This is a genomic window from Streptomyces sp. NPDC093510 (assembly GCF_040683555.1).
GTDB lineage: Bacteria > Actinomycetota > Actinomycetes > Streptomycetales > Streptomycetaceae > Streptomyces.
On sequence record NZ_JBFBEE010000004.1, the window covers coordinates 242044 to 265121 of the forward strand.

Here is a 23078-nt window from a genome sequence, read left to right on the forward strand (position 1 = left end):
CCCACTCTGAAAAGTGCACAGTGGCGTGTTCCTCCGAGACGGCGCATGGCACACTGCTCGCTACAGCTCGCGGTGCGGTGTGAGTTGAAGCAACGCGGAGTCAGGTGGAGGTAGGAGACGTGAGCGAACCGCGGTCAGCCCCGACCGTCGGCCAGGTCGTTCTCGGTCGTCGCCTGCAGGATCTGCGCGAGAGCGCGGGCCTGAAACGCGAGGAGGCCGCGAAGATCCTGCGCGTCGCCCCCGCCACCGTCCGCCGCATGGAGACGGCCGAGGTCGCGCTGAAGATCCCGTACCTCCAGCTGCTCCTGAAGTCCTACGGCGTCGCGGACGACGAGGCCGAAGCCTTCGTCACCCTCGCCGAGGAGGCCAACAAGCCCGGCTGGTGGCAGCGGTTCCACGACATCCTGCCCGGCTGGTTCAGCATGTACGTCAGCCTGGAGGGGGCCGCAAGCCTCATCAGGTCGTACGAACCCCACTTCGTGCCGGGGCTCCTGCAGACCGAGGAGTACGCGCGCGGCGTGATGCGCTCCGGCGCCATCGGCCAGACCAGGCCCGCGGACATCGAGCGGTACGTGGCGCTGCGCATGGAACGCCAGTCGCTGCTCACCCGTGAGGACGCGCCCCGGCTCTGGGTGGTCATGGACGAGACCGCGCTGCGCAGGCCGGTGGGCGACGCCGACGTGATGCGGGAGCAGATCGACCGCCTCCTCGAAGCCGCCGAGCTGCCCCATGTCACTTTGCAGGTCGCCACCTTCGCGGCGGGCCCGCACCCCGGAACGTACGGACCGTTCGTGCTCTTCCGCTTCGCCATGGCGGAGCTGCCCGACATGGTCTACAGCGAGTACCTGACCGGCGCCGTCTACCTGGACGCGCGCAAAGAGGTGGCCACCCACCTGGAGGTCATGGACCGCATGGCGGCGCAGGCCGCCACCGCACAACGCACGAAGGAGATCCTCCGGGACCTCCGCAAGGAGCTGTGACATGGACCGACATCGAGCCGGAACGCGCCCTGCCGGTCCGCGTTCACCCGGAGCCCGCGACGACTCGCGCAACGAGGTCAGGGAGTCCCGGATCTACAACGGCATGCCCGCCCGCGACCTGGGCACCGAGGGCTGGCACAAGCCCTGGAGCGGCGGCAACGGCGGCAACTGCCTGGAAGCCATGAAGCTGGCCGACGGCCGCGTCGCCGTCCGCCAGTCCGCCGACCCCGACGGCCCCGCGCTCATCTACACGCATGGGGAGATCACCGCGTTCATCGAGGGGGCCAAGGCGGGCGAAGCGGACTTCCTGCTGTCGTGAGCCCGGTTCAGGTCAGGCCGAGGACGAAGCACGCCGTCGCGGCGAGCGAGGCGACACCGCGGACGTGGTTCCACGCCGTCCACCGGCTGACGTAGTCGCGCCAGTACGCGGCGCCCTCCGCACTGTCGGGGTCGACCTTGGCGAGGGTGTCGTTGCGCGGAACGTTCGCCACGACGGTCACCCCGAACGAGCCGACCAGATACAGCGCGCTGCCGAGCAGCAGCTCGACCGTGCCCTCGTCCGGCCAGAGCACGAACGTCACGACGGCGAGCACGGCGGTGAGCCCCGTCGCCCCCAGGAACACGGCCATGAAGGCCGGGGTGACCGCGGCGACGTTGATCCGGTTCATCGCGGCGATGCCCTGGGCCGGGGGCAGCGCGGCGAGACCCTTCATCACGAAGGTCGAGAACGCGGCGAAGACCCCGGCGACGAGGCCGCAGGCGAGCGCCCCCAGCACGGTGAGCACGAAGTACGGTCCGTCGATCATGGCAACTCCCGTGGAGACTGGGGCGGTTGTGTCGGCTGTGAGTGAAATGACTGTGGTCGCGGCGGGTGGTGGGCGCGAGTGATGGTGCAGGGCGGCCCCGGTCCACCACAAGTCAATTCCTGTCGGCCCCGGGCCGCCATACGCGACGCTCGCGACCGCATACGCCGCCGTCTCGTGGGTCGGCGGACGTCACGCGCCCGTCTGACGCAAGCCGTCCCCGTCCCCGTCCCGCGGCTCGCGCCACTCCCGTAACGTCGCCTCCACCGCGGCGCCGATCCGCCGCCGCGCCTCCCCGCGCGGCACCCCGCTCATCAGCAGCCGGTCGTACGGCGTGGCCGTGTGCCGCACCGCCGCCACGACCGCCGCCGTCACCGCCCCCTCCGACAGCGCCCGCCCCGCCGCACTCCGCCCCACCCGGCCGCTGCCCCGCACCGACGCGTGCGCGGCGACGGCACGGGCCCGGTCGCGGGGGCAGCCGGGAAAGAGCCGGTGGATCTCCGCGGCGAACGCCTCCGTGAACCGCAGGTCCTGCGCCGCCCGCCGCGCCGCGTCCCGCGCCCGGCGCCGCGCCCGCGCCTGCGCGTCGGCCAGACAGCGCTCCTCGGCGCGCGCGAGCGCGGCCTCCTCGACGAGCACTCCCTGCCGTTCGTAGCGGGCCCGGCGCCGGTGGAAGCGGACGACCACGGCCGACAGGCCACTGTCCTCGCGGGCCCGCCGCGTGAGCGCCGTGTCACCGCGCGGCAGGTACACGAGGTGCCCGAGGTCGGCGCAGTCCAGGCAGTGCGGGTCACCGCCCTCCAGGACGAGCAGCGGAAGCGGCCCCGAGCGGCACTGCGCACAGTGCCTCCGCCGCAGCGGCTGGAAGACCAGGAGTCCGGTGCGGGCGGAAGGGGTGACCGGAGGGCTCGCCATGCCCCTCTCATCCCCGCGCCCCTGCTCCGCCAAGCGGTACGGAAGCGGGTGCCGGCACCGGCATCATGGGTCCGTGCGACTCGAACCGATCACCTGGGAACGGCTGGCCGACACCCTCGCCGACCGGCTGGTCGGCCTGGAGACGGCCGACGGGAGCCCGTGGACGCGGGTGGCCCTCGACGGGGCTCTGGCGGGCGGCACCGGTGAACTGGCGCGACTGGTCGGCGAGGCGCTGCGCCTGCGGGGGCGGAGCGCGCTGGTGATCGGCACGGAGGGCTTCCTGCGTCCCGCCTCGCTCCGGTTCGAATACGGTCACGAGGACGTGGAGGCGTACTACAGCGGCTGGTTCGACACCGGCGCCCTGTGGCGCGAGGTCTTCGGGCCGCTCGACCCCGGCGGCACGGGACGCGTGCTGCCCGATCTGTGGGACCCGGCGGCCGACCGCGCGACCCGCAGCCCGTACGTCGAACTCGCGCCCGGCGGGTTGCTGTTGCTGCACGGCCCGCTCCTCCTCGGGCACTGGTTCCCGTTCGACCTGACCGTGCACGTGCGGCTGTCGCCGGGAGCCCTGAAGCGGCGCACACCGGAGGGTGAGCGGTGGACGCTGCCCGCGTTCGAGCGGTACGAGGAGGAGGTGGACCCCGCGGCCGCGGCGGATGTGGTGGTACGGGCGGACGACCCGCGCCACCCGGCGTGGCGCGGCTGACCCGCCGGCGGGCGGCTCCGGATGCGTGCCGTCGCGGGCGCCGCGAGAATGAGGAGCGCCGGGACCAGCCGCGCCTTCGCGCGGCTCCGGACACTGCCCGGCAACGGGAGGTAGTGATGACCACCGCCGGAGACATCATGCACCGGGGTGCCCAGTGGATCCCCGAGCACGAGACCCTGGACCGCGCCGCCCAGATGATGCGCGAACTCGATGTGGGCGCGCTGCCCATCAGCGACGGCAACGAACGGCTCTGCGGAATCCTCACCGACCGCGACATCGTCGTCGGCTGCGTGGCGATGGGGCACGACCCGTCGCGGGTCACCGCGGGCGAGATGGCGAAGGGCACCCCGCGCTGGATCGAGGCGGACGCCGACATCGCCGAGGTGCTGCGGGAGATGCAGGGCCACCAGATCCGCCGGCTGCCGGTGATCGAGAACAAGCGGCTCGTCGGCATGATCAGCGAGGCCGACCTGGCCACCCATCTCGAGGACGACCAGCTCGCGGGCTGGGTCGAGAGCGTGTACGCCAAGGGGTGACCCCGCCGGCGCGCGGCCTCACAGCCAGCCGCTCCGCCGGAAGCCGCGGTACAGCGCCACACAGGCCGTCACGATCACGGACATGACGAGCGGATAACCGAACCGCCAGTGCAGTTCGGGCATGTGGTCGAAGTTCATGCCGTACATACCGCAGACCATCGTCGGCACCGCGATGACCGCCGCCCATGCGGTGATCTTCCGCATGTCCTCGTTCTGCGCGACCGTGACCTGCGCCAGGTGCGCCTGGAGGATCGAGTTCAGCAACTCGTCGAAGGCGGCGATCTGTTCGGTGGCCCGCTTCAAGTGGTCGTCGACGTCGCGGAAGTACGCCTGTATCTCCGGGGCGATGATCCGCATCGGCTGCGTGGCGAGCACCTGGAGCGGGCGGCCGAGCGGCACCACCGCCCGTTTCAGTTCGAGCAGTTCGCGCTTGAGCTGGTAGATACGGCCGGGGTCGGCCCGCGCGCCGTCCGGCGCGAACACGTCCGTCTCGACCTGGTCGATGTCCGACTGGATCGCGTCCGTCGACGCGAGGTAGTCGTCGACGACCTGGTCCGCGATGGCGTGCAGCACCGCGGCCGGGCCCTGGGCGAGCTGCTCGGGCGACGCCTCCAGCTCCTCGCGCAGCGGGCCGAGCGAGCCGTGCCGGCCGTGCCGGACCGTGATGACGAACTCCCGCCCCACGAAGACCATGATCTCGCCGGTGTCCACCACCTCGCTGGTCGCGGTCAGTTCGCCGTGTTCCACGTAGCAGACGGTCTTGAACACGGCGAACAGCGTCTGGTCGTACCGCTCGACCTTCGGGCGCTGGTGCGCGTGCACCGCGTCCTCCACCGCGAGGGGGTGCAGGCCGAAGAGGTCGGCGATGTCGGCGAACTCTTCCTCCGTCGGCTCGTGCAGTCCGAGCCAGACGAAGCCGTCACCGGACTTGCGGACCCGCTTCACCGACTCGACCAGATCGTGCCCCTGCGGCTCGCGCACCCCTTCCCGGTACGTCACGCAGTTGACCACCGACGAGCCGAGCGGGGAGCGGGCCGGGTGGCTCAGGTCGACACGGGTGCCGCGGCGGGCCAGGCGTGCCACCTTCCGCAGGCCGCCGACTCTGCGCAGGCCACTGACCTTGCGCAGGGTTCCGACCTTGCGCAGATTGCCTGCCATGGACATATGGGCTCCTCGACGGACGACTTGGCGTGCCAGTCTGCCAGTACGTTCCGGCCACCCGCCAAGGCCTGTGGGAACGGAGTACTCCGTTCCGGATTGACCGGTTCTGCCTCCCGGGAGCAAGCGGGACAACTGGGATGATCACGACATGACGCAAATCGACGGTCATCTCCTCGACCCACGGCAGTACGCCGGCCCCCGGCAGCTCTCCGACCACCGGCAGCTCTCCGGCTCCCGGCAGTCCGGCACGCGATCGCGCTCCGAGGCCTTCGCCGACCTCTTCGACCCCACGACCTTCGGGCACATCGAACGCCTCGGCATCGGCCCCGGCTGGCGCTGCTGGGAGGTCGGGGCGGGCGGCACCTCCGTGATCTCCTGGCTCGCCAGGCGGGTCGGTCCCACCGGCCGGGTCCTCGCGACCGACATCGACACGTCGTGGCAGACTCGGGCCGCGCGCTCGCCGCTCGAAGTGCGGATCCACGACGTCGCCGCGGACCCGCCGCCCGCCGGGGGCTTCGACCTCGTGCACGCGCGGCTCGTCCTCGCCGACGTCGGCGACCGGAAGCGGGCCATCGCGTCGATGCTCAGGGCGCTGCGGCCCGGCGGCAGACTCCTCGTCGAGGAGCTCGACCCTGCGCTCCAGCCGCTGGCCTGCCCCGACGAGCACGGCCCCGCCCAGGAGTTGGCCAACCGGCTGCGCCAGGCGGTGCGCGCGCTGTTCACCGAGCCGGGCGCCGACGTCGCGTACGGGCGCGGACTGCCCCGGCTGCTGCGTGAGGCGGGGCTGCGCCGGGTGGAGTCCGACGCGTACTTCCCGCTCGTCTCGCCGGGAGTGGCAGCCCTGGAGACCGCCACGCTCCAGCAGCTCCGCGCCGAGCTGACCGGGGCGGGCCTGGCCACGCCCGAGGACATCGACCAGCACCTGGCGAACGTGGCGACGGGCGCCCTGGACCTGGCGACCCCGCCGCTCATCTCCACGTGGGGGAGGAAGGCGTGACCGCCGTGCGAGGGGTGTCCGCTCAGCCGTGGCCACCGCGTTGAGCGAGTGCTCCGCGGCGGGCGATACGACCACGGAAGGGCCCGTGCCGTTCGGCTGTCATGGCGCCGACGCCGGGCCCGGCGGTCTGCCCCCGATCAGCCCCACGGCCCGCGCCCCCGCCCGGCACCCCTCCTCCGCCGCCTCGCGCAGCCCCGCCCCCTCGAGCCGTGCGGCCAGGAACGCGCCCGTGAACGCGTCGCCCGCCCCCGTCGAGTCACGCACGCGCGCGGGCACCGCGGGGATCCGGCCCAGCAGCCGACCGTCCCGCGCCACCAGGGCCCCCTCGGCGCCCACTTTGACCACGACGGCCGGGAAGCGGTGGCTCAGCTTCGACGCCGCCTCCGCCGGGTCGGACACCCCGGTGAGCAGCTCGGCCTCGTCCCGGCTCGGTAGCAGCACGGCCACCCCGTCCACCGTCGAGAGGAACCGCTCCACGCCCGTCCGCGCGAGGAACCCCGCCGACGCGGGATCGACGCTCACCGGCACCCCGCGCGCGTGGGCCGCCGCCAGCGCCGCGCGGGCCGCCGCCCGGCCCGGTTCGGCGAAGAACAGATAGCCGGACAGATGCAGCAGGGCCACGCCGTCGAGCAGGTCGGGCGACCAGTCGGCGGGGGAGAGGCGCAGCGCCGCGCCGCTGTCCGTGAGGAACGTCCGCTCGGCCGCGGCGCCGGCGTCCACCAGGCAGACCACCGTCCCCGTCGGCGCCCCGGCGTCGACGACGAGCCGGGGTCGCACCCCCGCGCGTGTGAGCGCGGCCTCGTGCCACGTCGCCGCGTCGGCGCCGACCCGCCCGAGGAGCCGGACGTCGGCGCGGCCCCGATGGGCCGCCCAGCAGGCCACGTTGGCGCCCGCGCCGCCGGGCACGGTGCGGATGGCCGCGGCCGTGTCGGTGCCGGGCACGAGCGCCGTACGGTGGCGGGCCACGATGTCCGTGACGACATCCCCGACGACCAGCAGACCCCCGGGACCCGGGGATACGGCCGCCCGTTCCCGCACGGCCCGTTCCCGCACGGCCCGTTCCCGCACGGCCCGCTCCCTCACCGCCCGGCCCAGGCCGTCGCGATCCGCCCCGCGAGCCGGACATTCCCGCGGACCGCCGCGAGGTTGGCCTCCAGCGACGCGCCCCCGGTGCGCCGCACCAGCTCCTCCAGCAGGAACGGCGTGATCGCCTGCCCCGTGATGCCCCGCTCCTCGCACGCCTTCAGCGCCTCGGCGAGCACGCGCGCGTGGAGCCGCGGATCGAGCTGCTCCGCGCGGGACACCGGGTTGGCCACGATCAGTGCCGAGTCCGGCCCCTCCAGCGCGTCCTGGGCCCGCATCACCCCGGCCACCTCCCCGGGCGTACGCAGCGTCCAGTCCACCGGATGCCCGGAGTCGGCCACGTAGAAGCCCGGAAAGCGGTCGGTCCCGAACCCCGCGACCGCGACGCCCAGCGTCTCCAGGCGCTCCAGCGTCGCCGCCACGTCCAGTATCGACTTCACGCCCGCGCACACCACGGTGATCCGGGTGCGGGCGAGCAGCCCCAGGTCGGCCGACTCGTCCTGCGAGTGGGTCCACTGCCGGTGCACTCCGCCGAGCCCTCCCGTGGCGAACACCCGCACTCCCGCGCGCGCGGCGAGCAGTGCGGTGGCCGACACCGTGGTGGCCCCGCTCGCACCCGTGGCGACGGCGAGCGGCAGGTCACGGTGGCCCAGTTTGCGGATGCCGTCCTCGTTCGCGACCCGGTCCAGCTGCTCCTTGTCCAGGCCGACGCGGGGTATCCCGTCCAGCACGGCGATCGTCGCGGGGACGGCGCCCTCGTCCCGTACGGACGCTTCGAGTTCCCCGGCCACCTGGAGGTTGCGCGGGCGCGGCAGGCCGTGCGCGATGATCGTGGACTCCAGGGCCACCACGGGGCGCCGCTCCGCGACAGCCCTCTGCACCTCGTCGGACACCATCAGCACGGGCCTGCCTCCTGCCTGTCGGGTCTCCCCTCATCCCTGGCGGGCGGCGCGCCCCGTCAAACCCCCGCCGTCCAGGCGCGTGCCGTCAAACCCCCGCCGCCCAGAGGCATCCCGGGCCCCGGCTAGGGTGACCGGCCATGACCACGAATGATCAGACCGTTGCGTCTTTTGCCGTGCATATTCCGGATGTCGAGCTGGAGGCCGAGCCGCTCGACCCGGCGCAGATCGTCTCGGGCGACCCGGTGGTGACCGGCAAGGTGCTCTGGGAGTCCGCCGACGGCAAGCAGCTGCGCGGCATCTGGCAGATCACGCCGGGCGTGGTCACCGACACCGAGGCCAACGAACTCTTCGTGGTCGTCAGCGGCCGCGCCACCGTGGCGGTCGAGGGCGGCGACACCCTGGAGATCGGTCCGGGCGACGCGGCCGTGCTGCGGGAGGGCGACCGCACCACCTGGACCGTCCACGAGACGCTGCGCAAGGCGTACCACATCACGCTCCCGTGACCGCCGTTCACGCCTTCTTGACCGCCCTGCGCAGGGCGAGCCCGGCCATCGGCAGCAGTACGCAGACGCCGACGAGGTTGAGCCAGCCGTAGCTCGCCCGCGCGACGATCAGGCCCGCGGCGGCGCCCCCGATACCCGCCGCCGCGTTCATCGTCAGGTCCGACAGGCCCTGCACGGCGGCCCGGGCGGGCTGCGGCACCGAGTCGGTGAGCAGCGCCGAGCCGGAGACAAGACCGGCGGACCAGCCGAGGCCCAGCAGGAAGAGTCCGGCGGCGGTCTGGCCGTGGCTGGGCCCCGCCGTGCCCGCGAGCAGCGCGGCACAGCACAACAGCCCCACGGCGAGCCCGATCACGGAGAGCCTGCCGAACCGGTCGGCGAGCCAGCCCATCACGGGCGAGAACGCGTACATGCCCGCGATGTGGCCGCTGATGACCAGGCCGACCAGTTGCAGACTCGCCCCGTGGTGCCCCAGGTCGACCGGGGTCATCACCATGATCGAGACCATCACGGTGTGCGAAGCGGCCACCGTCACCAGGGCGAGGCGCGCCATCGGCGACGCGGCCACCGCGGCGACGCCGGCCTTCAGCGAGCGGCTCTGCGCGGTCCCGCTGTCCTGCGGGGCCAGCGCGCGGGCGGTGAGCAGCGGGTCGGGCCGCAGCAGCACCGCCACCACCAGTGCGGCGACCGCGAAGATCCCCGCGGCGAAGAGGAAGGGCCCGGCCTCCTCGGGGATGGAGGTGTCGGTGAAGACGCGGCTCGCGGGCGCGGAGATGTTCGGCCCGAGCACGGAGCCGATCGTGGTGGCCCAGATGACGTGGGAGATGGCCCGGCCGCGCCGGTCGGGCTCGGCGAGGTCGGCCGCGGCGAACCGCGCCTGGAGTGTGGCCAGCGAGCCCGACCCGAAGGCCGCCATGCCGAACAGCAGCAGGGCGAAGCTCCCGACGACCGAGGCGAGCACGACGAGCCCCGCGCCCAGTGCGCCGATCACGTACGCGAGGACGAGTCCGGCCCGCCGCCCGCGCGAGTTCATCAGCGCGGCGAGCGGCAGCGAGAGCAGGGCTGTGCCCGCCACGGAGGCGGTCGGCGCCAGACCGGACAGCGCCTCCGTCCCGCTCACGTCGGTGGCCAGCATCGGAGCCAGGGCGATGCCGATCGGCACCCCGAGCCCGCCCAGTATCTGACTGGCGATCAGCACCGCGTTCGTACGTCGGCGGAGGGCGGGCAGCGCCTCCGGCCCGGGTATGTCAGGGGCGTCGAGGGTCGAAGTCACTGACGCAGTGTGCCAGGGCATTTCCGCACGGGGAACGGGCCACCGTCAGAACAGTGGCTGGGGAAGCACCCCTTCCAGGGCGAGCAGCCGCCGCTTGGTCTCCAGGCCGCCCCCGAAGCCGCCGATGCCGCCGTCGCTCTCCACGACGCGGTGGCACGGCACGACGACCGGCAGCGGGTTGGCGCCCATCGCGAGGCCCACGGCCTGGGCCGCGCCGGGGCTGCCGACGCGGCGGGCGAGGTCGCCGTACCCCACCACCGCGCCGTACGGCACGCCGGAGGCGAGCTCGCGCAGCACCTGGCGGTTGAAGCCAGAGATCAGCGACCAGTCGAGCGGCAGCTCGAAGTCGTGCCGGTCGCCCGCGAAGTAGGCCGCCAGCTGGCGTATCGGCTCGGCGAGCAGGGGTGAGTCCGGCGCGTGGACGGGCTCGGCGCCCAGCCGGGAGCCGAGCCGGTCCAGCGTCCTGTCGCGTACCGCCTCAGTGGCGTGGAAGGCCACGGTGACCAGCCCCTCGCCGGTCGCGGCGAGCAGCAGCGGACCGATGTCGCTGTCGACGACGGCCCACACGGACTCGCGCCGGCCCCGCGTATCGGCGGCCGTGTCCCGCGCGTCGCCGGTCGTGTCCTGCCCATTGGCGTTCATGCCGACCACCGTACGGGCGGCCACTGACAACGCGGCAGGACAGCGGCGTGACGGGCACGCGTGACGGGCGGTCCGTCAGCTGTCGCGCAGCGCCTTGCGCACGACGTCGGGCGTGTTGGTGATGATGCCGTCCACGCCGAAGCCCGCCGCGCGCACCGCGTTCGGGGCGTCGTTGACGGTCCAGGTGAAGATCTCCAGCGGCTTGCCGTGCGGGCCCTTGAGGGCGTGGATCGCGGAGACGTAGCCGGCCGAGATGGACGTGTGCGTCGAGTTGATCTGGTCTGCGAACCGTGCGTACGCGGGCAGGTCGGCGACCGCCGGCGTGCCGAGGAAACCGGTCTTCACATCGGGCCGCAGCTTGTGCACCGTCTTCACACTGTCGGCGCTGAAGCTCTGGATGACCAGCTTGCTCTTGACGTGGTGCTTGTCGAGCCAGCCCTCGTTGCGCAGGATGCGCAGGCCCTGCTTCTCGATGCCCGGGTACAGCTCGGGCTTCTTGAACTCGAAGACCAGCTTCTGGTGGTTGTGCGAGACCCGCCGCATGTACTGCTTCAGGGTGGGGACCCGCTGTCCCGCGTACTTCGGGCTGAACCAGCTGCCCGCGTCGAGCTCGGCTATCTCCGCCGCCGTGAAGTCGGCGACCTTCCACGGGGCGCGGTCGGGGAAGAGGTCCTCGACGTTCGTCGTCCGCTTCAGGGTGTCGTCATGCATGATCACCAGCTCGCCGTCCTTGGTCCGCTGGACGTCGTTCTCGACCCAGCGGAACCCCATGTCGCGGGCCTTGTCGATGGCGGCGAGGGTGTTCTCGGGGGCGTAGGCGGAGGCGCCGCGGTGGGCGACGACCAGCGGCCTGTCGTGTTCGGTGGCGCTCGGTGCCGTGCGGGGCTGCGCGGTGGCGGTGGCGGTGGGGAGGACGAGTGCACCGGCTCCCAGGAGGGCGACGGTGGTGGCGGCAGCACGTGCGTACACGGGTACTCCTCGCGTCGTGTGATCGCGGACCGGTCGAGAGTGACAGTCAACGGCCAACGGGAGACAGGTGCAGGATGGCCACAGGTTGAACGGAGTCGCCAAAGTCGAGGACCCCGCGCGTGGAGATGGGGATTCTTTGCCGGAAAATCGTTCGTACGCTCCGGCGTGAGCTTTACTCTCTGCCTCAGCAGACGGCCTTTCAGATGGCCGCCGGCAGGGGGTGCACAGGACGTTTTCAGGGCTTTTGGGCACAACAGGCGGAAGGGCTACCGCGCATGCAGGGCACGGTCGACGGGTTCAGCTACGGAGTCGTCACACCGGTGGTGGCCTACCTCATGGCCTGCCTGGGAGGAGCGCTCGGCCTGCGCTGCACGACCAGATCGCTGCTCGTCGCACACTCCTGGCGGCCCGGCTGGCTGGCTCTCGGCTCGGCCGCGATCGGGTCCGGCATCTGGACCATGCACTTCGTGGCGATGATGGGCTTCACCGTCGAGGAAGCCCCGATCCACTACGACAAGGCCCTGACCTTCGCGAGTCTCGCCGTCGCCATCGTCATGGTCGGCATCGGGATCTTCATCGTCGGCTACCGCGGCGCGACGGGCACCGCCCTCTTCACCGGCGGAACGATCACGGGCCTCGGCATCGCCACGATGCACTACCTGGGAATGGCCGGTATGCGTCTGCGCGGGACGCTGGAGTACGACACCCTGACCGTCGCCGCCTCCGTGGTGATCGCCATGGCCGCCGCGACCGCGGCGCTCTGGGCGGCGGGGCAGGTCAGGGGCATCCTGTGGAGCCTCGGCGCCAGCCTCGTCATGGGCCTGGCCGTCAGCGGCATGCACTACATGGGAATGGCGGGTCTCAGCGTCCACCTGCACGACACGGGCGTCACGCCGCCCGGTGACTCGTCCGCCGAGATCCTCGCGCCCATGATGATCGGGCCGCTCGCCTTCCTGCTCCTCGCGGGCGTGATCGTGATGTTCGACCCGCTCATGGTGATGGGCGGCCAGGCGGACGTCAGGAGCCCCGCGAACGGCGGCCGCGCCCGGCAGTCCTACCCCGTCCCGCGCTCCGGCGACCGGCACGTGCCGATCGCCCGCCGCCGGACCAGGCCCAGGTCACGCACCCGCCCCGGCTCCCGCACCCCGCAGAACTGGTGACCCGGCGGAACCGGTGACCCGGCCGCCGCCCGGCGGCCGATCCGGCCCGGTTGTCAGTGCGGGGTCGTACGGTGGATTCCATGCGGCCCGTATCCAAGATCGAACGCACGGTGGCACCTTTCGAGGTCGTCAGTCCGTACCAGCCCAGCGGTGACCAGCCGGCGGCCATCGCCGAGCTGGACCGACGCATCCGCGCAGGTGAGAAGGATGTCGTCCTCCTCGGCGCGACCGGCACCGGCAAGTCGGCCACCACCGCGTGGATGATCGAGAAGCTCCAGCGCCCCACCCTCGTGATGGCGCCGAACAAGACGCTGGCCGCCCAGCTGGCGAACGAGTTCCGCGAGCTGCTGCCGAACAACGCGGTGGAGTACTTCGTCTCGTACTACGACTACTACCAGCCCGAGGCGTACGTCCCGCAGTCGGACACCTACATCGAGAAGGACTCCTCGATCAACGAGGAGGTCGAGCGCCTGCGCCACTCCGCCACGAACTCGCTGCTGACCCGCCGCGACGTGATCGTGGTCGCCTCGGTCTCCTGCATCTACGGCCTCGGCACCCCCCAGGAGTACGTGGACCGGATGGTCCCGCTCAAGGTCGGCGACGAGATCGACCGCGACCAGCTCCTGCGCCGCTTCGTCGACATCCAGTACACGCGCAACGACCTCGCGTTCACCCGCGGGACCTTCCGCGTCCGCGGCGACACCATCGAGATCTTCCCGGTCTACGAGGAGCTCGCGGTCCGCATCGAGATGTTCGGCGACGAGATCGAGGCGCTCTCCACCCTCCACCCGCTCACCGGCGAGGTCATCAGCGACGACGACCACCTGTACGTCTTCCCGGCATCGCACTACGTAGCGGGTCCCGAGCGCCTGGAGAAGGCGGTCAACGGCATCGAGAAGGAGCTCACCGAGCGCCTCGCCGAGCTGGAGAAGCAGGGCAAGATGCTGGAGGCCCAGCGCCTGCGCATGCGCACCACGTACGACCTGGAGATGCTCCGCCAGATCGGTTCCTGCTCCGGCGTCGAGAACTACTCGATGCACTTCGACGACCGCGCCCCCGGCACGGCCCCCAACACCCTCCTCGACTACTTCCCCGACGACTTCCTCCTCGTCCTGGACGAGTCGCACGTCACGGTCCCGCAGATCGGCGCGATGTACGAGGGCGACGCCTCCCGCAAGCGCACCCTCGTCGACCACGGCTTCCGGCTGCCCTCCGCCCTGGACAACCGCCCACTGAAGTGGGAGGAGTTCCTCGGCCGCATCGGCCAGACGGTCTACCTCTCGGCGACCCCGGGGAAGTACGAGCTGTCGCGCGGCGACGGCTACGTCGAGCAGATCATCCGCCCCACCGGCCTCGTCGACCCCGAGGTCGTCGTGAAGCCCACCGAGGGCCAGATCGACGACCTGGTGCACGAGATCCGCCTGCGCACCGAGAAGGACGAGCGCGTCCTGGTCACCACGCTCACCAAGAAGATGGCCGAGGACCTCACCGACTACTTCCTCGAGCTCGGCATCCAGGTCCGCTATCTGCACAGCGACGTCGACACGCTGCGCCGCGTCGAGCTCCTGCGCGAGCTGCGCGCCGGTGAGTACGACGTCCTGGTCGGCATCAACCTCCTGCGTGAGGGACTCGACCTGCCCGAGGTCTCGCTGGTGGCGATCCTCGACGCCGACAAGGAGGGCTTCCTGCGCTCCGGGACCTCCCTGATCCAGACGATCGGCCGCGCCGCGCGCAACGTCTCCGGCCAGGTCCACATGTACGCCGACAAGGTCACCCCGGCCATGGAGAAGGCCATCGACGAGACCAACCGTCGCCGGGAGAAGCAGATCGCGTACAACAAGGAGAAGGGCATCGACCCGCAGCCCCTCCGCAAGAAGATCAACGACATCGTGTCGGCGATCGCCCGCGAGGAGGTCGACACCGAACAACTCCTCGGCTCGGACTACCGCAAGCCGAAGGCCGGCAAGGGCGCCAAGGCCCCCGTGCCCTCCCTCGGCGGCGAGGCGGCCGCCCCCGCCAAGGCCAAGACCAAGGCCAAGGGCAAGAAGGGCGCGGAGAGTGTCCCGACCGACCGCCCCGCGGCCGAACTGGCCGAGCAGATCGAGGAGATGACCGAGCGCATGCGCACGGCCGCCGCCGACCTGCAGTTCGAGATCGCCGCCCGGCTGCGCGACGAGGTGTCCGAGATGAAGAAGGAACTGCGACAGATGAGGGAGGCGGGACAGGCCTAGAACCACGCCCGGGGGAGGAGCGACGGCGTACTGGCCGGTCTGTTGCAAGACCGCCACAAAGTGCGGCCCGCGGTGCGGCTTCGCAGGTCGCCCTGCATAAGGTGCTGGGCAACCGCAAGAGGCGGTTGCCCAGGCAGTTCGAGAGGGGACAGCGCGTGACGGTCAACATGACCAAGGGTCAGGCCATCAACCTGCAGAAGGACGACGGGGGCGCCCTGTCCGCGGTGCGCATGGGACTCGGGTGGCAGGCGGCTCCGCGCCGCGGCCTGTTCGGCTCGCGCACCCGCGAGGTCGACCTGGACGCTTCGGCGGTGCTGTTCGCGGACAAGCAGCCGGTGGACGTCGTGTTCTTCCGCCACCTGGTCAGCGACGACGGCTCGGTGCGGCACACCGGCGACAACCTCGTGGGCGGCGTCGGCCAGGGCGGGGACGACGAGGCGATCCTCGTCGACCTCCAGCGGATCCCGGTCCACATCGACCAGATCGTCTTCACGGTGAACTCCTTCACCGGCCAGACCTTCCAGGAGGTGCAGAACGCGTTCTGCCGTCTGGTCGACGAGACCAACGGCCAGGAGCTCGCGCGCTACACCCTCGACGGCGGCGGCCAGTACACCGCGCAGATCATGGCGAAGGTCCACCGCGCGGGCGCCGGCTGGCAGATGACGGCCATCGGCAACCCCGCCAACGGCCGCACCTTCCAGGACCTGATGCCGTCGATCCTGCCGCACCTGTAGGCGCCGTCCGCAGGTGAGCACCATCCGTACGTACGAGGGGGAACGAACGCGATGACGGCCGAGCTGGTGCGCGGGCAGAACCACCCGCTTCCCGGGACCCGCCTGGAGATCCGCGTATCGGCCGGCCGGCCCGTCGTGGCGGGCGCCACGCTCGGCGACGACCGGGGCCGGGTCCACGGTGTGGAGTGGGTGGCCCACCCGGGCTCGCCCACCCTGCCGGGCCTGGAGGTGTCCAAGCAGGCGGCGGCCGACCACCGCCTCGCCGTGGACCTCGGAGCCCTGCCGGAGACCGTCCACCGGGTCAGCGTCCTGCTGGCGCTGCCCGTCGGTGCCGGAGCCCCGGTCAGCTTCCGCGCCCTCGCCGCCCCCTTCGTTGCGGTCACCGGGCTCGACGGCGCCGAGGTCGCCAGCTACACCATCACCGACCTGGACGCCGAGTCCGCCGTCGTCGCCCTGGAGCTCTACCGCCGCCAGGACGCCTGGAAGGTCCGCGCCGTCGGCCAGGGATACGCGGGCGGCCTCACCGAGATGCTCACCGACCAGGGCCTGCCCCAGGCCCGCGAGCTGGCGGGCGCGATCAACGACGCCGTGGCGCAGGGTCTGGCACGCTCCGTGGCCGTGCCGCCGCCCCGCCCCACCGACGACACCCGGGTGCGCGCGGCGTCCCACGGCCAGGCCGCCACCGACCGGACCTCCGCACCCCAGGGCCGCCCGGCCCCGGCCCCGGCCCCGCGAGAAGAACAGCCCCCGCGGCAGCCGGACGGCAACACCCCGGCCTCTCCCGCTGACCCCGCCTCTTCCGCCTCTGTCGCCTCTCCCGCCACCCCCGACGCCCCACCGAGCGGCGGCCCCGTCGACTACACGCACCCGGGACGGCGGCCGACCAGCGCGCCTCCGCCGCCCCCGCCCGCCGCGCCCGTGCCCCGGCCCGGACAGCCCGCCCAGCCCGTCGCGGGCGACGCCACCGGCTGGTCCCTGGAGGAGCGGCTCTACAACCAGGTGTGGGGCATGTTCGAGGATCTGGCGCGCACCACGGCGGCGTACCGGAGCGCGGTCGACTTCGCCGACTCCCGCATGGAGCAGGAGCTCGACAAGGTCCTCTCCGACCCGCGCGCCCGCATCGGCGGCACGGGCGACGCCGCCCGGGAGACCGCCCGCGCCAAGCACGCCGACCTCGTCGACCAGGCCAGGGCCGCCCTCGACCGCGACCTCGCCCAGCTCGCCGCCGAGGCCGACGTCGTCGAGCCCGCGCTCCCGCCGGCGTACGCGGCGTGGAGCAGCCCCGTCTGGCATGCCTACCGCGCGCCCATGGAGATCCCGATGGCGCTGCGCCTCGGTGATCTGCACCTCCCCGAGCGCGTCGGCCTGCGCATCCCGATGCTCGTCAGGCTGCCCCTGGAGCGCGGCCTGTGGATCGACAGCGGCAAGGCCCTCACCAACCACGCCACCGACTCCACAGAGCTGCGCCGGCTGGCCGTGGACACCGCGGTCGCGCACGCGGCCCGGCTGCTCGCGGCCTACCCCGTGGACGAGTTCCAGGTGCACGTCATCGACGCGGCGGGCGCCGCCGCCCCCGCGCTCGCCCCGCTCGTCACGGCCGGTGTGCTCGCCGGACCTCCGGCCTCCGGGGCGGCGGGCGTCTCCGAAGTCCTCGCCCGGCTCACCCAGCGCGTGGACCTGGTGCAGATGGCGGTGCGCGGCGGTGCCGCCGACGCGCTGCCCCCGGACCTGGACATCGCCGAGCAGCTCCTGATCGTCAACGACTTCCCGCACGGCTTCGACGACCGCGCCGTGACGCAGTTGCGCTACCTCGCGGACGAGGGGCCGGCCGTCGGCGTGCACCTCATGATGGTCGCCGACCGTGAGGACGCCGCTGAGTACGGGCCGCTCCTCGACCCTCTGTGGCGCGCGCTCCTGCGGCTGACGCCGGTGCCCGACGACCACCTCGCCGACCCGTGGGTCGGCCACGCGTGGACCTACGACCCGCCGGTCCTCCCCCCGGGAAGCCGGATTCTGCGGCAGGTTCTCGACCAGGTCGCGGCGGCCCGCCGCAACGGCGGACGTTGACGGCAAAGCGACTTTTGTACCTGGCTGACCAGGACTTTTGGGCGTCGTTTGCCATCGCCTTTACCAATGCTTGGTGTTTCGCGTACGCTTCTACCTGCGGAGGGGAGTACTCCCGGCTGCGACGTACCCGTCAATACGGACCGCCATCGGTCCCGGGGCGTCGGCCCGACATCATGGCGGCAAACGCCTCGGGTGGAAGAGACCTCCGGCAGCGACGACGCTGATCAGTAGCCGTACAAAGCCGGAGGCGCAGTGGACGTTTCAATGACCCTGTGGGTGACGACCGTTCTCGGTCTGTGCGCCCTGATCGCGGTCGACTTCTTCATCGGGCGCAAGCCCCATGACGTGTCGATCAAGGAAGCCGGAGTCTGGACGATCGTCTGGATCATCCTCGCGGCGCTCTTCGGCCTCGGCCTGATGGTCGCCGGTGAGACCCAGGCGTCCGGCGAGTTCTTCGCGGGCTTCATCACCGAGAAGTCGCTCTCCGTCGACAACCTCTTCGTCTTCATCCTGATCATGGCGAAGTTCTCGGTGCCCTCCCACCTCCAGCAGCGCGTGCTGCTGTTCGGTGTGCTGATCGCCCTGGTCCTGCGAGCGATCTTCATCGCCGCCGGCGCCGCGGTGATCGCCAACTTCTCCTGGGTCTTCTACATCTTCGGCGCGTTCCTGATCTACACCGCCTGGAAGCTCATCCAGGAGGCGCGTTCCGACGAGGAGGAAGAGGACTGGGAGGAGAACCGCCTCCTGAAGTCCATCGAGAAGAAGTTCGGCGTCTCCGACCGGTACGAGGGCACGAAGCTGTTCGTCCGGAAGAACGGCAAGAAGATCATGACGCCTCTCATGGTCGTCATGCTCGCCATCGGCACCACCGACGTGCTCTTCGCGATGGACTCCATCCCCGCGATCTTCGGCCTCACCCAGGACCCGTACATCGTCTTCACCGCCAACGCCTTCGCCCTGATGGGTCTGCGGCAGCTGTACTTCCTCATCGGCGGCCTGCTCAGGAAGCTGGTCCACCTCAGCTACGGCCTGTCGGTGATCCTCGGCTTCATCGGTGTGAAGCTCGTGCTGCACGCCCTGCACGAGAACGGGGTGCACGTCCCCGAGATCTCCATCCCGGTCTCGCTCGGCGTCATCTGCGGTGTCCTGGTGATCACGACGATCACCAGCCTCATCGCCTCCAAGAAGCAGGAGCAGCAGGCCGCGGCCGAGGCCGAGGACGACACCCGGAAGGACAGCATCGAGGCCTGATCAAGGCCTGACGGTCACCTCTACCGCCCGGCACCGGGCGGGAGGGACCGAGTAGCGGCACCCAGGCGCCCGGGGCAGCATCGAGTCATGGTCACTCGGCTCCGGGCGCTCGGCATGCAGTGGACGGCCGTGGTGCCGGTCCTCGCGATCGTTCTCCTCGCGCTCACCTGGGGGCGGGACCTGCCAGGACCGGTCGTCGCCGTGGTCACGCTGGTCCTCGCAGGGGCGGTGCTCGCCGCCGTCCACCACGCCGAGGTGATCGCGCACCGCGTCGGTGAACCCTTCGGCTCCCTCGTCCTCGCGGTCGCGGTGACGATCATCGAGGTGGCGCTCATCGTCACCCTCATGGCCGACGGCGGCGACAAGAGTTCCACGCTCGCCCGCGACACCGTCTTCGCCGCAGTGATGATCACCTGCAACGGAATCGTCGGGCTCTGCCTCCTGGTCGGCGCGCTGCGCCACCGCACCGCCGTCTTCAACCCCGAGGGCACCGGCGCCGCCCTCGCGACCGTCGCCACCCTGGCCACGCTCTGCCTCGTGCTGCCGACGTTCACCACCACCAAGCAGGGCCCCGAGTTCTCCACGGCCCAGCTCACCTTCGCCGCGATCGCCTCGATCGTCCTCTACGGCATCTTCGTGACCACCCAGACCGTGCGGCACCGCGACTACTTCCTGCCCCTCACCAAGCAGGGCGAGGTCATCGACAGCGACAGCCACGCCGAGGGCCCCTCCTCCAAAGCGGCGCTGATGAGCCTGCTGCTGCTCGCGCTGGCGCTGATCGGCGTGGTCGGTCTCGCCAAGGGCGTCTCCCCGACGATCGAGTCGGGCGTGGAGAGCGCCGGCATGCCGCACGCCGTCGTCGGCGTGATCATCGCGCTGCTCGTGCTCCTCCCCGAGACCATCGCGGCCGTGCGCGCCACCCGCCGCGACCGCGTGCAGACCAGCCTGAACCTCGCGCTCGGCTCGGCCATGGCCAGCATCGGGCTGACCATCCCGGCCGTCGCCGTCGCCTCCGTGTGGCTGTCGGGACCGCTCGTGCTGGGGCTGAGCTCCACCCACATGGTGCTGCTCGCGCTCACCGTGATCGTCGGGACGCTCACGGTCGTGCCGGGGCGCGCCACGCCGCTGCAGGGCGGGGTCCACCTGGTGCTGTTCGCGGCGTTCCTGGAGCTCGCGGTCACCCCGTAGCGGCCGCCGGATCGGGACGTACGGCCGGCCGCGTCTCCGGGAGCAGCGCGAAGCAGCCGAGGCTCAGCAGCGCGATGCCCGACAGGTACGCGGCCACACCCCACGGCTTCCCGTCCCCCTGCGCCGCCGCGGTCGCCACGATCGGGGTCAGCGCGCCCCCGAGCACACCGCCGAGGTTGTAGCCGACCGCGGCGCCCGTGCAGCGCACCCGGGGCTCGTACAACTCCGGCAGATAGGCGCCGATCACCGCGAACATCGCGATGAACGCGAGCATCGCCACCAGGAACCCGGTGAACATCAGCAGCGGCTCCCCGGTCGAGAGCAGCGCGATCATCGGGAACATCCACAGGGCCGTCGCGGTGCACCCCAGCAGGCACAGCGGCCGCCGCCCGTACCGGTCGCCGAGCACGGCGACCACCGGCGTCAGGGCGCCCTTCACCACCACCGCCGCCATGATGCAGGCCAGCATGACCGTGCGGCTGACGCCGAGTTCCTCCACGCCGTACGAGAGGGACCAGGTCGTCACGGCGTAGAACACCGCGTACCCGACGGCGAGCGCGCCCGCCGTCAGGAGCACCAGCCGCCAGTGGCCGCGCACCACCTCGGCGAGCGGCACGCGCGCGTGCTCGCGCAGGCGCAGGAAGTCCGGGCTCTCCGCGAGCGAGGAGCGCAGCGCGAGACCCGCCACCACGAGCAGCCCCGCCGCCCAGAACGGCACGCGCCACCCCCAGGCCGCGAACTGCGCGTCGGTGAGCGTCGCCGACAGGGCCAGCATCACGCCGTTGGCCAGCAGGAACCCGATCGAGGGGCCGACCTGCGGGAAGCTCGCCCACAGCCCGCGCCGCTCGGGAGGCGCGTGCTCCGCGGTCAGCAGCACGGCTCCGCCCCACTCGCCGCCGAGCCCGAGCCCTTGCAGGAACCGCAGCACGAGAAGCAGCAGGGGAGCGGCGGCTCCGATCGACCCGTACGTGGGTACGCAGCCGACCGCGACCGTGGCTACTCCGGTGAGCAGCAGCGACACGATGAGCACGGGCCGCCGCCCGTGCCGGTCGCCGATGTGCCCGAAGAGGACGGAGCCCAGGGGCCGCGCGACGAAGCCCACCCCGAACGTCGCGAAGGCGGCGAGCGTGCCCGCGAGTGGCGAGAAGGTGGGGAAGAACAGCGGGCCGAGGACCAGTGCGGCGGCCGTTCCGTAGATGAAGAAGTCGTAGAACTCGATGGCGGTCCCGGCGAGCGAGGCGGCCGCGAGCCGCGGCAGTGACGGTGGTGCGGTCCGGCGTGGGGGCTTCGTTTTGCGCATGCCGCATCAACTACCCACAGTCACCCCCAGTAACGCATGGCGACCGCCTCGCTATGACCGGCTCCTGAATCTCGGCTAATAGGTCACGGTGATGCGGCGTGCCGGGCCGTCGACCCGCACGATTCCCCCGTAGGGGATGACGACTTGGGGGTCGGTGTGACCGAGGTCCACGTCGAAGACCGTCATGGTCTCGGGCGCGTACGTGGCGAGCGCCTTCTGGACGGCCTCGCGCTGCTCACGGACGTACGCCGCCTTTCCGTCGGCGTCCGAGGGGCGCTGGAAGGACCAGGCCTTGGCGCGGCCCATCAGGAGGGCGGGGAAGCGGTGCAGCAGTCCGCGCTCGCCCATGTTGCGCAGGACGCGGAACACCTCCTCGGCGCCGGGCAGTTCCTCCGACGTCTCCAGGAGCAGGACGCAGCCGTCGTACGCTGACAGGTCCCGCTGGATCTCGCGGTCCGCCATCAGGAGCCAGGAGAGTATCTCCAGGTTGCCGCCCCAGGAGCGGCCCTCCACGACCCGCTCGGGCCCGTGCCAGAGCCAGCCGCCGCCCGGCTCCGTGGGCGGTTCCTCCAGGAGGAGCGCGGGGTCCTCCCAGGGCAGGTCGACGTCGCGGTAGCGCTCGGCGGGGCGCAGTTCGTAGGGGCCGGAGGTGAAGAGCGCGGCGCGCAGCGAGTCCGCGGTCTGCGGTGCCATGGCGCCGGGGCGGCCGAGCTCGCACATGACGGACGCGCCGTGATAGCCGACGATGCCGGACTGCCACAGGTGGGCGAGCAGATTGGTGTTGTCGCTCCAGCCGAAGAACGGCTTCGGGTGCGCGCGGATCAACTCCCGGTCCAGGTGCGGCAGGACGGTGATCTGGTCGTCGCCGCCGATGCTCGCGATGACGGCCTTGACGGTCGGGTCGGCGAACGCCGCGTGGAGGTCGTCGGCCCGCTCCCGCGGCGTCGAGCCCATCTTCCGGGTCGTCGGGTACTCGACGGGTTCCAGGCCGAAGTCCTCGCGGAGGCGCTTCAGGCCCAGTTCGTAGGGGAGCGGGAAGAGTTCGGGCAGCCCGCTGGAGGGGGAGAGCACGGCGACGCGGTCGCCCGGTGAGGGTTTCGGCGGGTACACGGGTTCGACGATCATGACGGGAGCGTAGGCGGGCACTACGGAGAGCGCATCCGACTTCGGGCCCCTCCCGCGCGCGGGAGGCGTGATAGACCTCCCTTATGACGCGCAGCCTCGCCACCGCCCCGATCATGGTCCTGAACGGCCCGAACCTGAACCTCCTCGGCCTCCGCCAGCCCGAGATCTACGGTACGGACACCCTCGCCGACGTCGAGGCGCTGTGCGCCAAGGCGGCTGCCGCGCACGGCGGGACCGTGGACCTGCGACAGAGCAACCACGAAGGCGAGTTGGTCGACTGGATTCACGAGGCGCGCGAGCACCACGTGGGCATCGTCATCAACCCCGCGGCCTACTCCCACACGTCCGTCGCGATCCTGGACGCGCTCAACACCTGTGACGGGATGCCGGTGTTGGAGGTGCACATCTCCAACATCCATCAGCGCGAGGCGTTCCGGCACCACAGCTACGTCTCGCAGCGCGCCGACGGTGTCATCGCCGGCTGCGGGGTGCAGGGGTACGCGTTCGCGGTGGAGCGGGTGGCGGCACTGGTCGCCGCCCGCCCCTGACGCGTAC

At 71.7% G+C, this 23078-nt stretch carries 23 protein-coding genes; 13 read left to right on the forward strand and 10 right to left on the reverse strand.

What is annotated here, in order from left to right; genetic code table 11:
* Positions 1-119: 119 nt before the first annotated feature.
* Both AB0N81_RS08160 and AB0N81_RS08165 read left to right on the forward strand, forming a co-directional pair.
* Positions 120-980, forward strand: a complete 861-nt coding sequence (locus AB0N81_RS08160; RefSeq protein ID WP_365356722.1) for a helix-turn-helix transcriptional regulator — start codon at positions 120-122, stop codon at positions 978-980.
* 103 nt (positions 981-1083) lie between these two features.
* Positions 1084-1299 carry a DUF397 domain-containing protein gene (locus AB0N81_RS08165; RefSeq protein WP_362995613.1) on the forward strand — a complete coding sequence of 72 codons (216 nt, stop codon included), beginning with the start codon at positions 1084-1086 and terminating at the stop codon, positions 1297-1299.
* Positions 1300-1306: 7 nt separating this feature from the next.
* Here the strand turns inward: AB0N81_RS08165 and AB0N81_RS08170 are convergent, their stop codons facing one another.
* Positions 1307-1786 carry an anthrone oxygenase family protein gene (locus AB0N81_RS08170; protein WP_365356723.1) on the reverse strand — a complete coding sequence of 160 codons (480 nt, stop codon included), beginning with the start codon at positions 1784-1786 and terminating at the stop codon, positions 1307-1309.
* Between the two features lie 189 nt (positions 1787-1975).
* A complete protein-coding gene (locus AB0N81_RS08175; RefSeq protein ID WP_365356725.1) occupies positions 1976-2698 on the reverse strand; it encodes a DUF2293 domain-containing protein in 723 nt (240 codons plus the stop codon).
* A 73-nt stretch (positions 2699-2771) separates the two neighbouring features.
* On the opposite strand from AB0N81_RS08175, the gene AB0N81_RS08180 reads away from it, so the two are divergent.
* Together AB0N81_RS08180 and AB0N81_RS08185 are read left to right on the forward strand one after the other, a co-directional pair.
* Positions 2772-3404 (forward strand): uridine kinase, encoded by a 633-nt coding sequence (locus tag AB0N81_RS08180; protein WP_365356727.1) that lies wholly within the window; start codon positions 2772-2774, stop codon positions 3402-3404.
* A gap of 116 nt (positions 3405-3520) precedes the next feature.
* The gene (locus AB0N81_RS08185; RefSeq protein ID WP_365356729.1) at positions 3521-3940 is read left to right on the forward strand and encodes a CBS domain-containing protein; all 420 of its coding nucleotides are present in this window, start codon (positions 3521-3523) and stop codon (positions 3938-3940) included.
* Between the two features lie 18 nt (positions 3941-3958).
* Here AB0N81_RS08185 and corA read toward each other — a convergent pair whose 3' ends face one another.
* Positions 3959-5104 (reverse strand): magnesium/cobalt transporter CorA, encoded by a 1146-nt coding sequence (corA, locus tag AB0N81_RS08190; RefSeq protein WP_365356730.1) that lies wholly within the window; start codon positions 5102-5104, stop codon positions 3959-3961.
* Between the two features lie 145 nt (positions 5105-5249).
* On the opposite strand from corA, the gene AB0N81_RS08195 reads away from it, so the two are divergent.
* Entirely contained in the window at positions 5250-6098 is an 849-nt protein-coding gene (locus AB0N81_RS08195) for a methyltransferase domain-containing protein (RefSeq protein ID WP_365356732.1), read from the forward strand.
* Positions 6099-6197: 99 nt separating this feature from the next.
* On the opposite strand, the gene AB0N81_RS08200 is transcribed toward AB0N81_RS08195, so the two are convergent.
* Together AB0N81_RS08200 and AB0N81_RS08205 are read right to left on the reverse strand one after the other, a co-directional pair.
* Positions 6198-7136, reverse strand: a complete 939-nt coding sequence (locus AB0N81_RS08200; protein ID WP_365357017.1) for a sugar kinase — start codon at positions 7134-7136, stop codon at positions 6198-6200.
* Between the two features lie 41 nt (positions 7137-7177).
* Entirely contained in the window at positions 7178-8077 is a 900-nt protein-coding gene (locus tag AB0N81_RS08205; RefSeq protein WP_365357019.1) for a pseudouridine-5'-phosphate glycosidase, read from the reverse strand.
* Positions 8078-8220: 143 nt separating this feature from the next.
* Here AB0N81_RS08205 and AB0N81_RS08210 point away from each other — a divergent pair, with 143 nt between their 5' ends.
* Positions 8221-8586: a cupin domain-containing protein gene (locus tag AB0N81_RS08210; RefSeq protein WP_365356733.1), complete on the forward strand. Its 366-nt coding sequence runs from the start codon at positions 8221-8223 to the stop codon at positions 8584-8586.
* A gap of 7 nt (positions 8587-8593) precedes the next feature.
* On the opposite strand, the gene AB0N81_RS08215 is transcribed toward AB0N81_RS08210, so the two are convergent.
* From AB0N81_RS08215 to AB0N81_RS08225, 3 genes are all read right to left on the reverse strand, one after another.
* Complete coding sequence (locus tag AB0N81_RS08215) at positions 8594-9856, reverse strand: MFS transporter (RefSeq protein WP_365356735.1); 1263 nt, start codon at positions 9854-9856, stop codon at positions 8594-8596.
* Between the two features lie 45 nt (positions 9857-9901).
* Positions 9902-10498 carry a methylated-DNA--[protein]-cysteine S-methyltransferase gene (locus tag AB0N81_RS08220; RefSeq protein ID WP_365356736.1) on the reverse strand — a complete coding sequence of 199 codons (597 nt, stop codon included), beginning with the start codon at positions 10496-10498 and terminating at the stop codon, positions 9902-9904.
* 75 nt (positions 10499-10573) lie between these two features.
* Positions 10574-11467, reverse strand: coding sequence for a glycerophosphodiester phosphodiesterase family protein (locus tag AB0N81_RS08225; RefSeq protein WP_365356738.1), 894 nt, complete (start codon positions 11465-11467; stop codon positions 10574-10576).
* 275 nt (positions 11468-11742) lie between these two features.
* Between AB0N81_RS08225 and AB0N81_RS08230 the strand changes: the two genes are divergently transcribed.
* The 6 genes from AB0N81_RS08230 (at position 11743) to AB0N81_RS08255 (ending at position 20098) form a co-directional block, all read left to right on the forward strand.
* The gene (locus tag AB0N81_RS08230) at positions 11743-12627 is read left to right on the forward strand and encodes an MHYT domain-containing protein (protein ID WP_365356739.1); all 885 of its coding nucleotides are present in this window, start codon (positions 11743-11745) and stop codon (positions 12625-12627) included.
* Positions 12628-12707: 80 nt separating this feature from the next.
* Positions 12708-14858 carry an excinuclease ABC subunit UvrB gene (gene uvrB, locus AB0N81_RS08235; RefSeq protein WP_365356740.1) on the forward strand — a complete coding sequence of 717 codons (2151 nt, stop codon included), beginning with the start codon at positions 12708-12710 and terminating at the stop codon, positions 14856-14858.
* Between the two features lie 155 nt (positions 14859-15013).
* The gene (locus tag AB0N81_RS08240; protein WP_365356741.1) at positions 15014-15592 is read left to right on the forward strand and encodes a TerD family protein; all 579 of its coding nucleotides are present in this window, start codon (positions 15014-15016) and stop codon (positions 15590-15592) included.
* A 51-nt stretch (positions 15593-15643) separates the two neighbouring features.
* The gene (locus AB0N81_RS08245) at positions 15644-17659 is read left to right on the forward strand and encodes a TerD family protein (protein ID WP_365356743.1); all 2016 of its coding nucleotides are present in this window, start codon (positions 15644-15646) and stop codon (positions 17657-17659) included.
* Positions 17660-17911: 252 nt separating this feature from the next.
* A complete protein-coding gene (locus tag AB0N81_RS08250) occupies positions 17912-18910 on the forward strand; it encodes a TerC family protein (protein ID WP_365356744.1) in 999 nt (332 codons plus the stop codon).
* Positions 18911-18997: 87 nt separating this feature from the next.
* The gene (locus tag AB0N81_RS08255) at positions 18998-20098 is read left to right on the forward strand and encodes an ionic transporter y4hA (protein ID WP_365356746.1); all 1101 of its coding nucleotides are present in this window, start codon (positions 18998-19000) and stop codon (positions 20096-20098) included.
* Here the strand turns inward: AB0N81_RS08255 and AB0N81_RS08260 are convergent.
* Both AB0N81_RS08260 and AB0N81_RS08265 read right to left on the reverse strand, forming a co-directional pair.
* The gene (locus AB0N81_RS08260) at positions 20088-21398 is read right to left on the reverse strand and encodes an MFS transporter (RefSeq protein ID WP_365356747.1); all 1311 of its coding nucleotides are present in this window, start codon (positions 21396-21398) and stop codon (positions 20088-20090) included. The genes AB0N81_RS08255 and AB0N81_RS08260 overlap by 11 nt on opposite strands.
* Before the next feature lie 75 nt (positions 21399-21473).
* Positions 21474-22523 carry a S66 peptidase family protein gene (locus AB0N81_RS08265; RefSeq protein WP_365356748.1) on the reverse strand — a complete coding sequence of 350 codons (1050 nt, stop codon included), beginning with the start codon at positions 22521-22523 and terminating at the stop codon, positions 21474-21476.
* 83 nt (positions 22524-22606) lie between these two features.
* On the opposite strand from AB0N81_RS08265, the gene aroQ reads away from it, so the two are divergent.
* Positions 22607-23071, forward strand: a complete 465-nt coding sequence (aroQ, locus tag AB0N81_RS08270; protein WP_365356749.1) for a type II 3-dehydroquinate dehydratase — start codon at positions 22607-22609, stop codon at positions 23069-23071.
* Positions 23072-23078 lie beyond the last annotated feature (7 nt).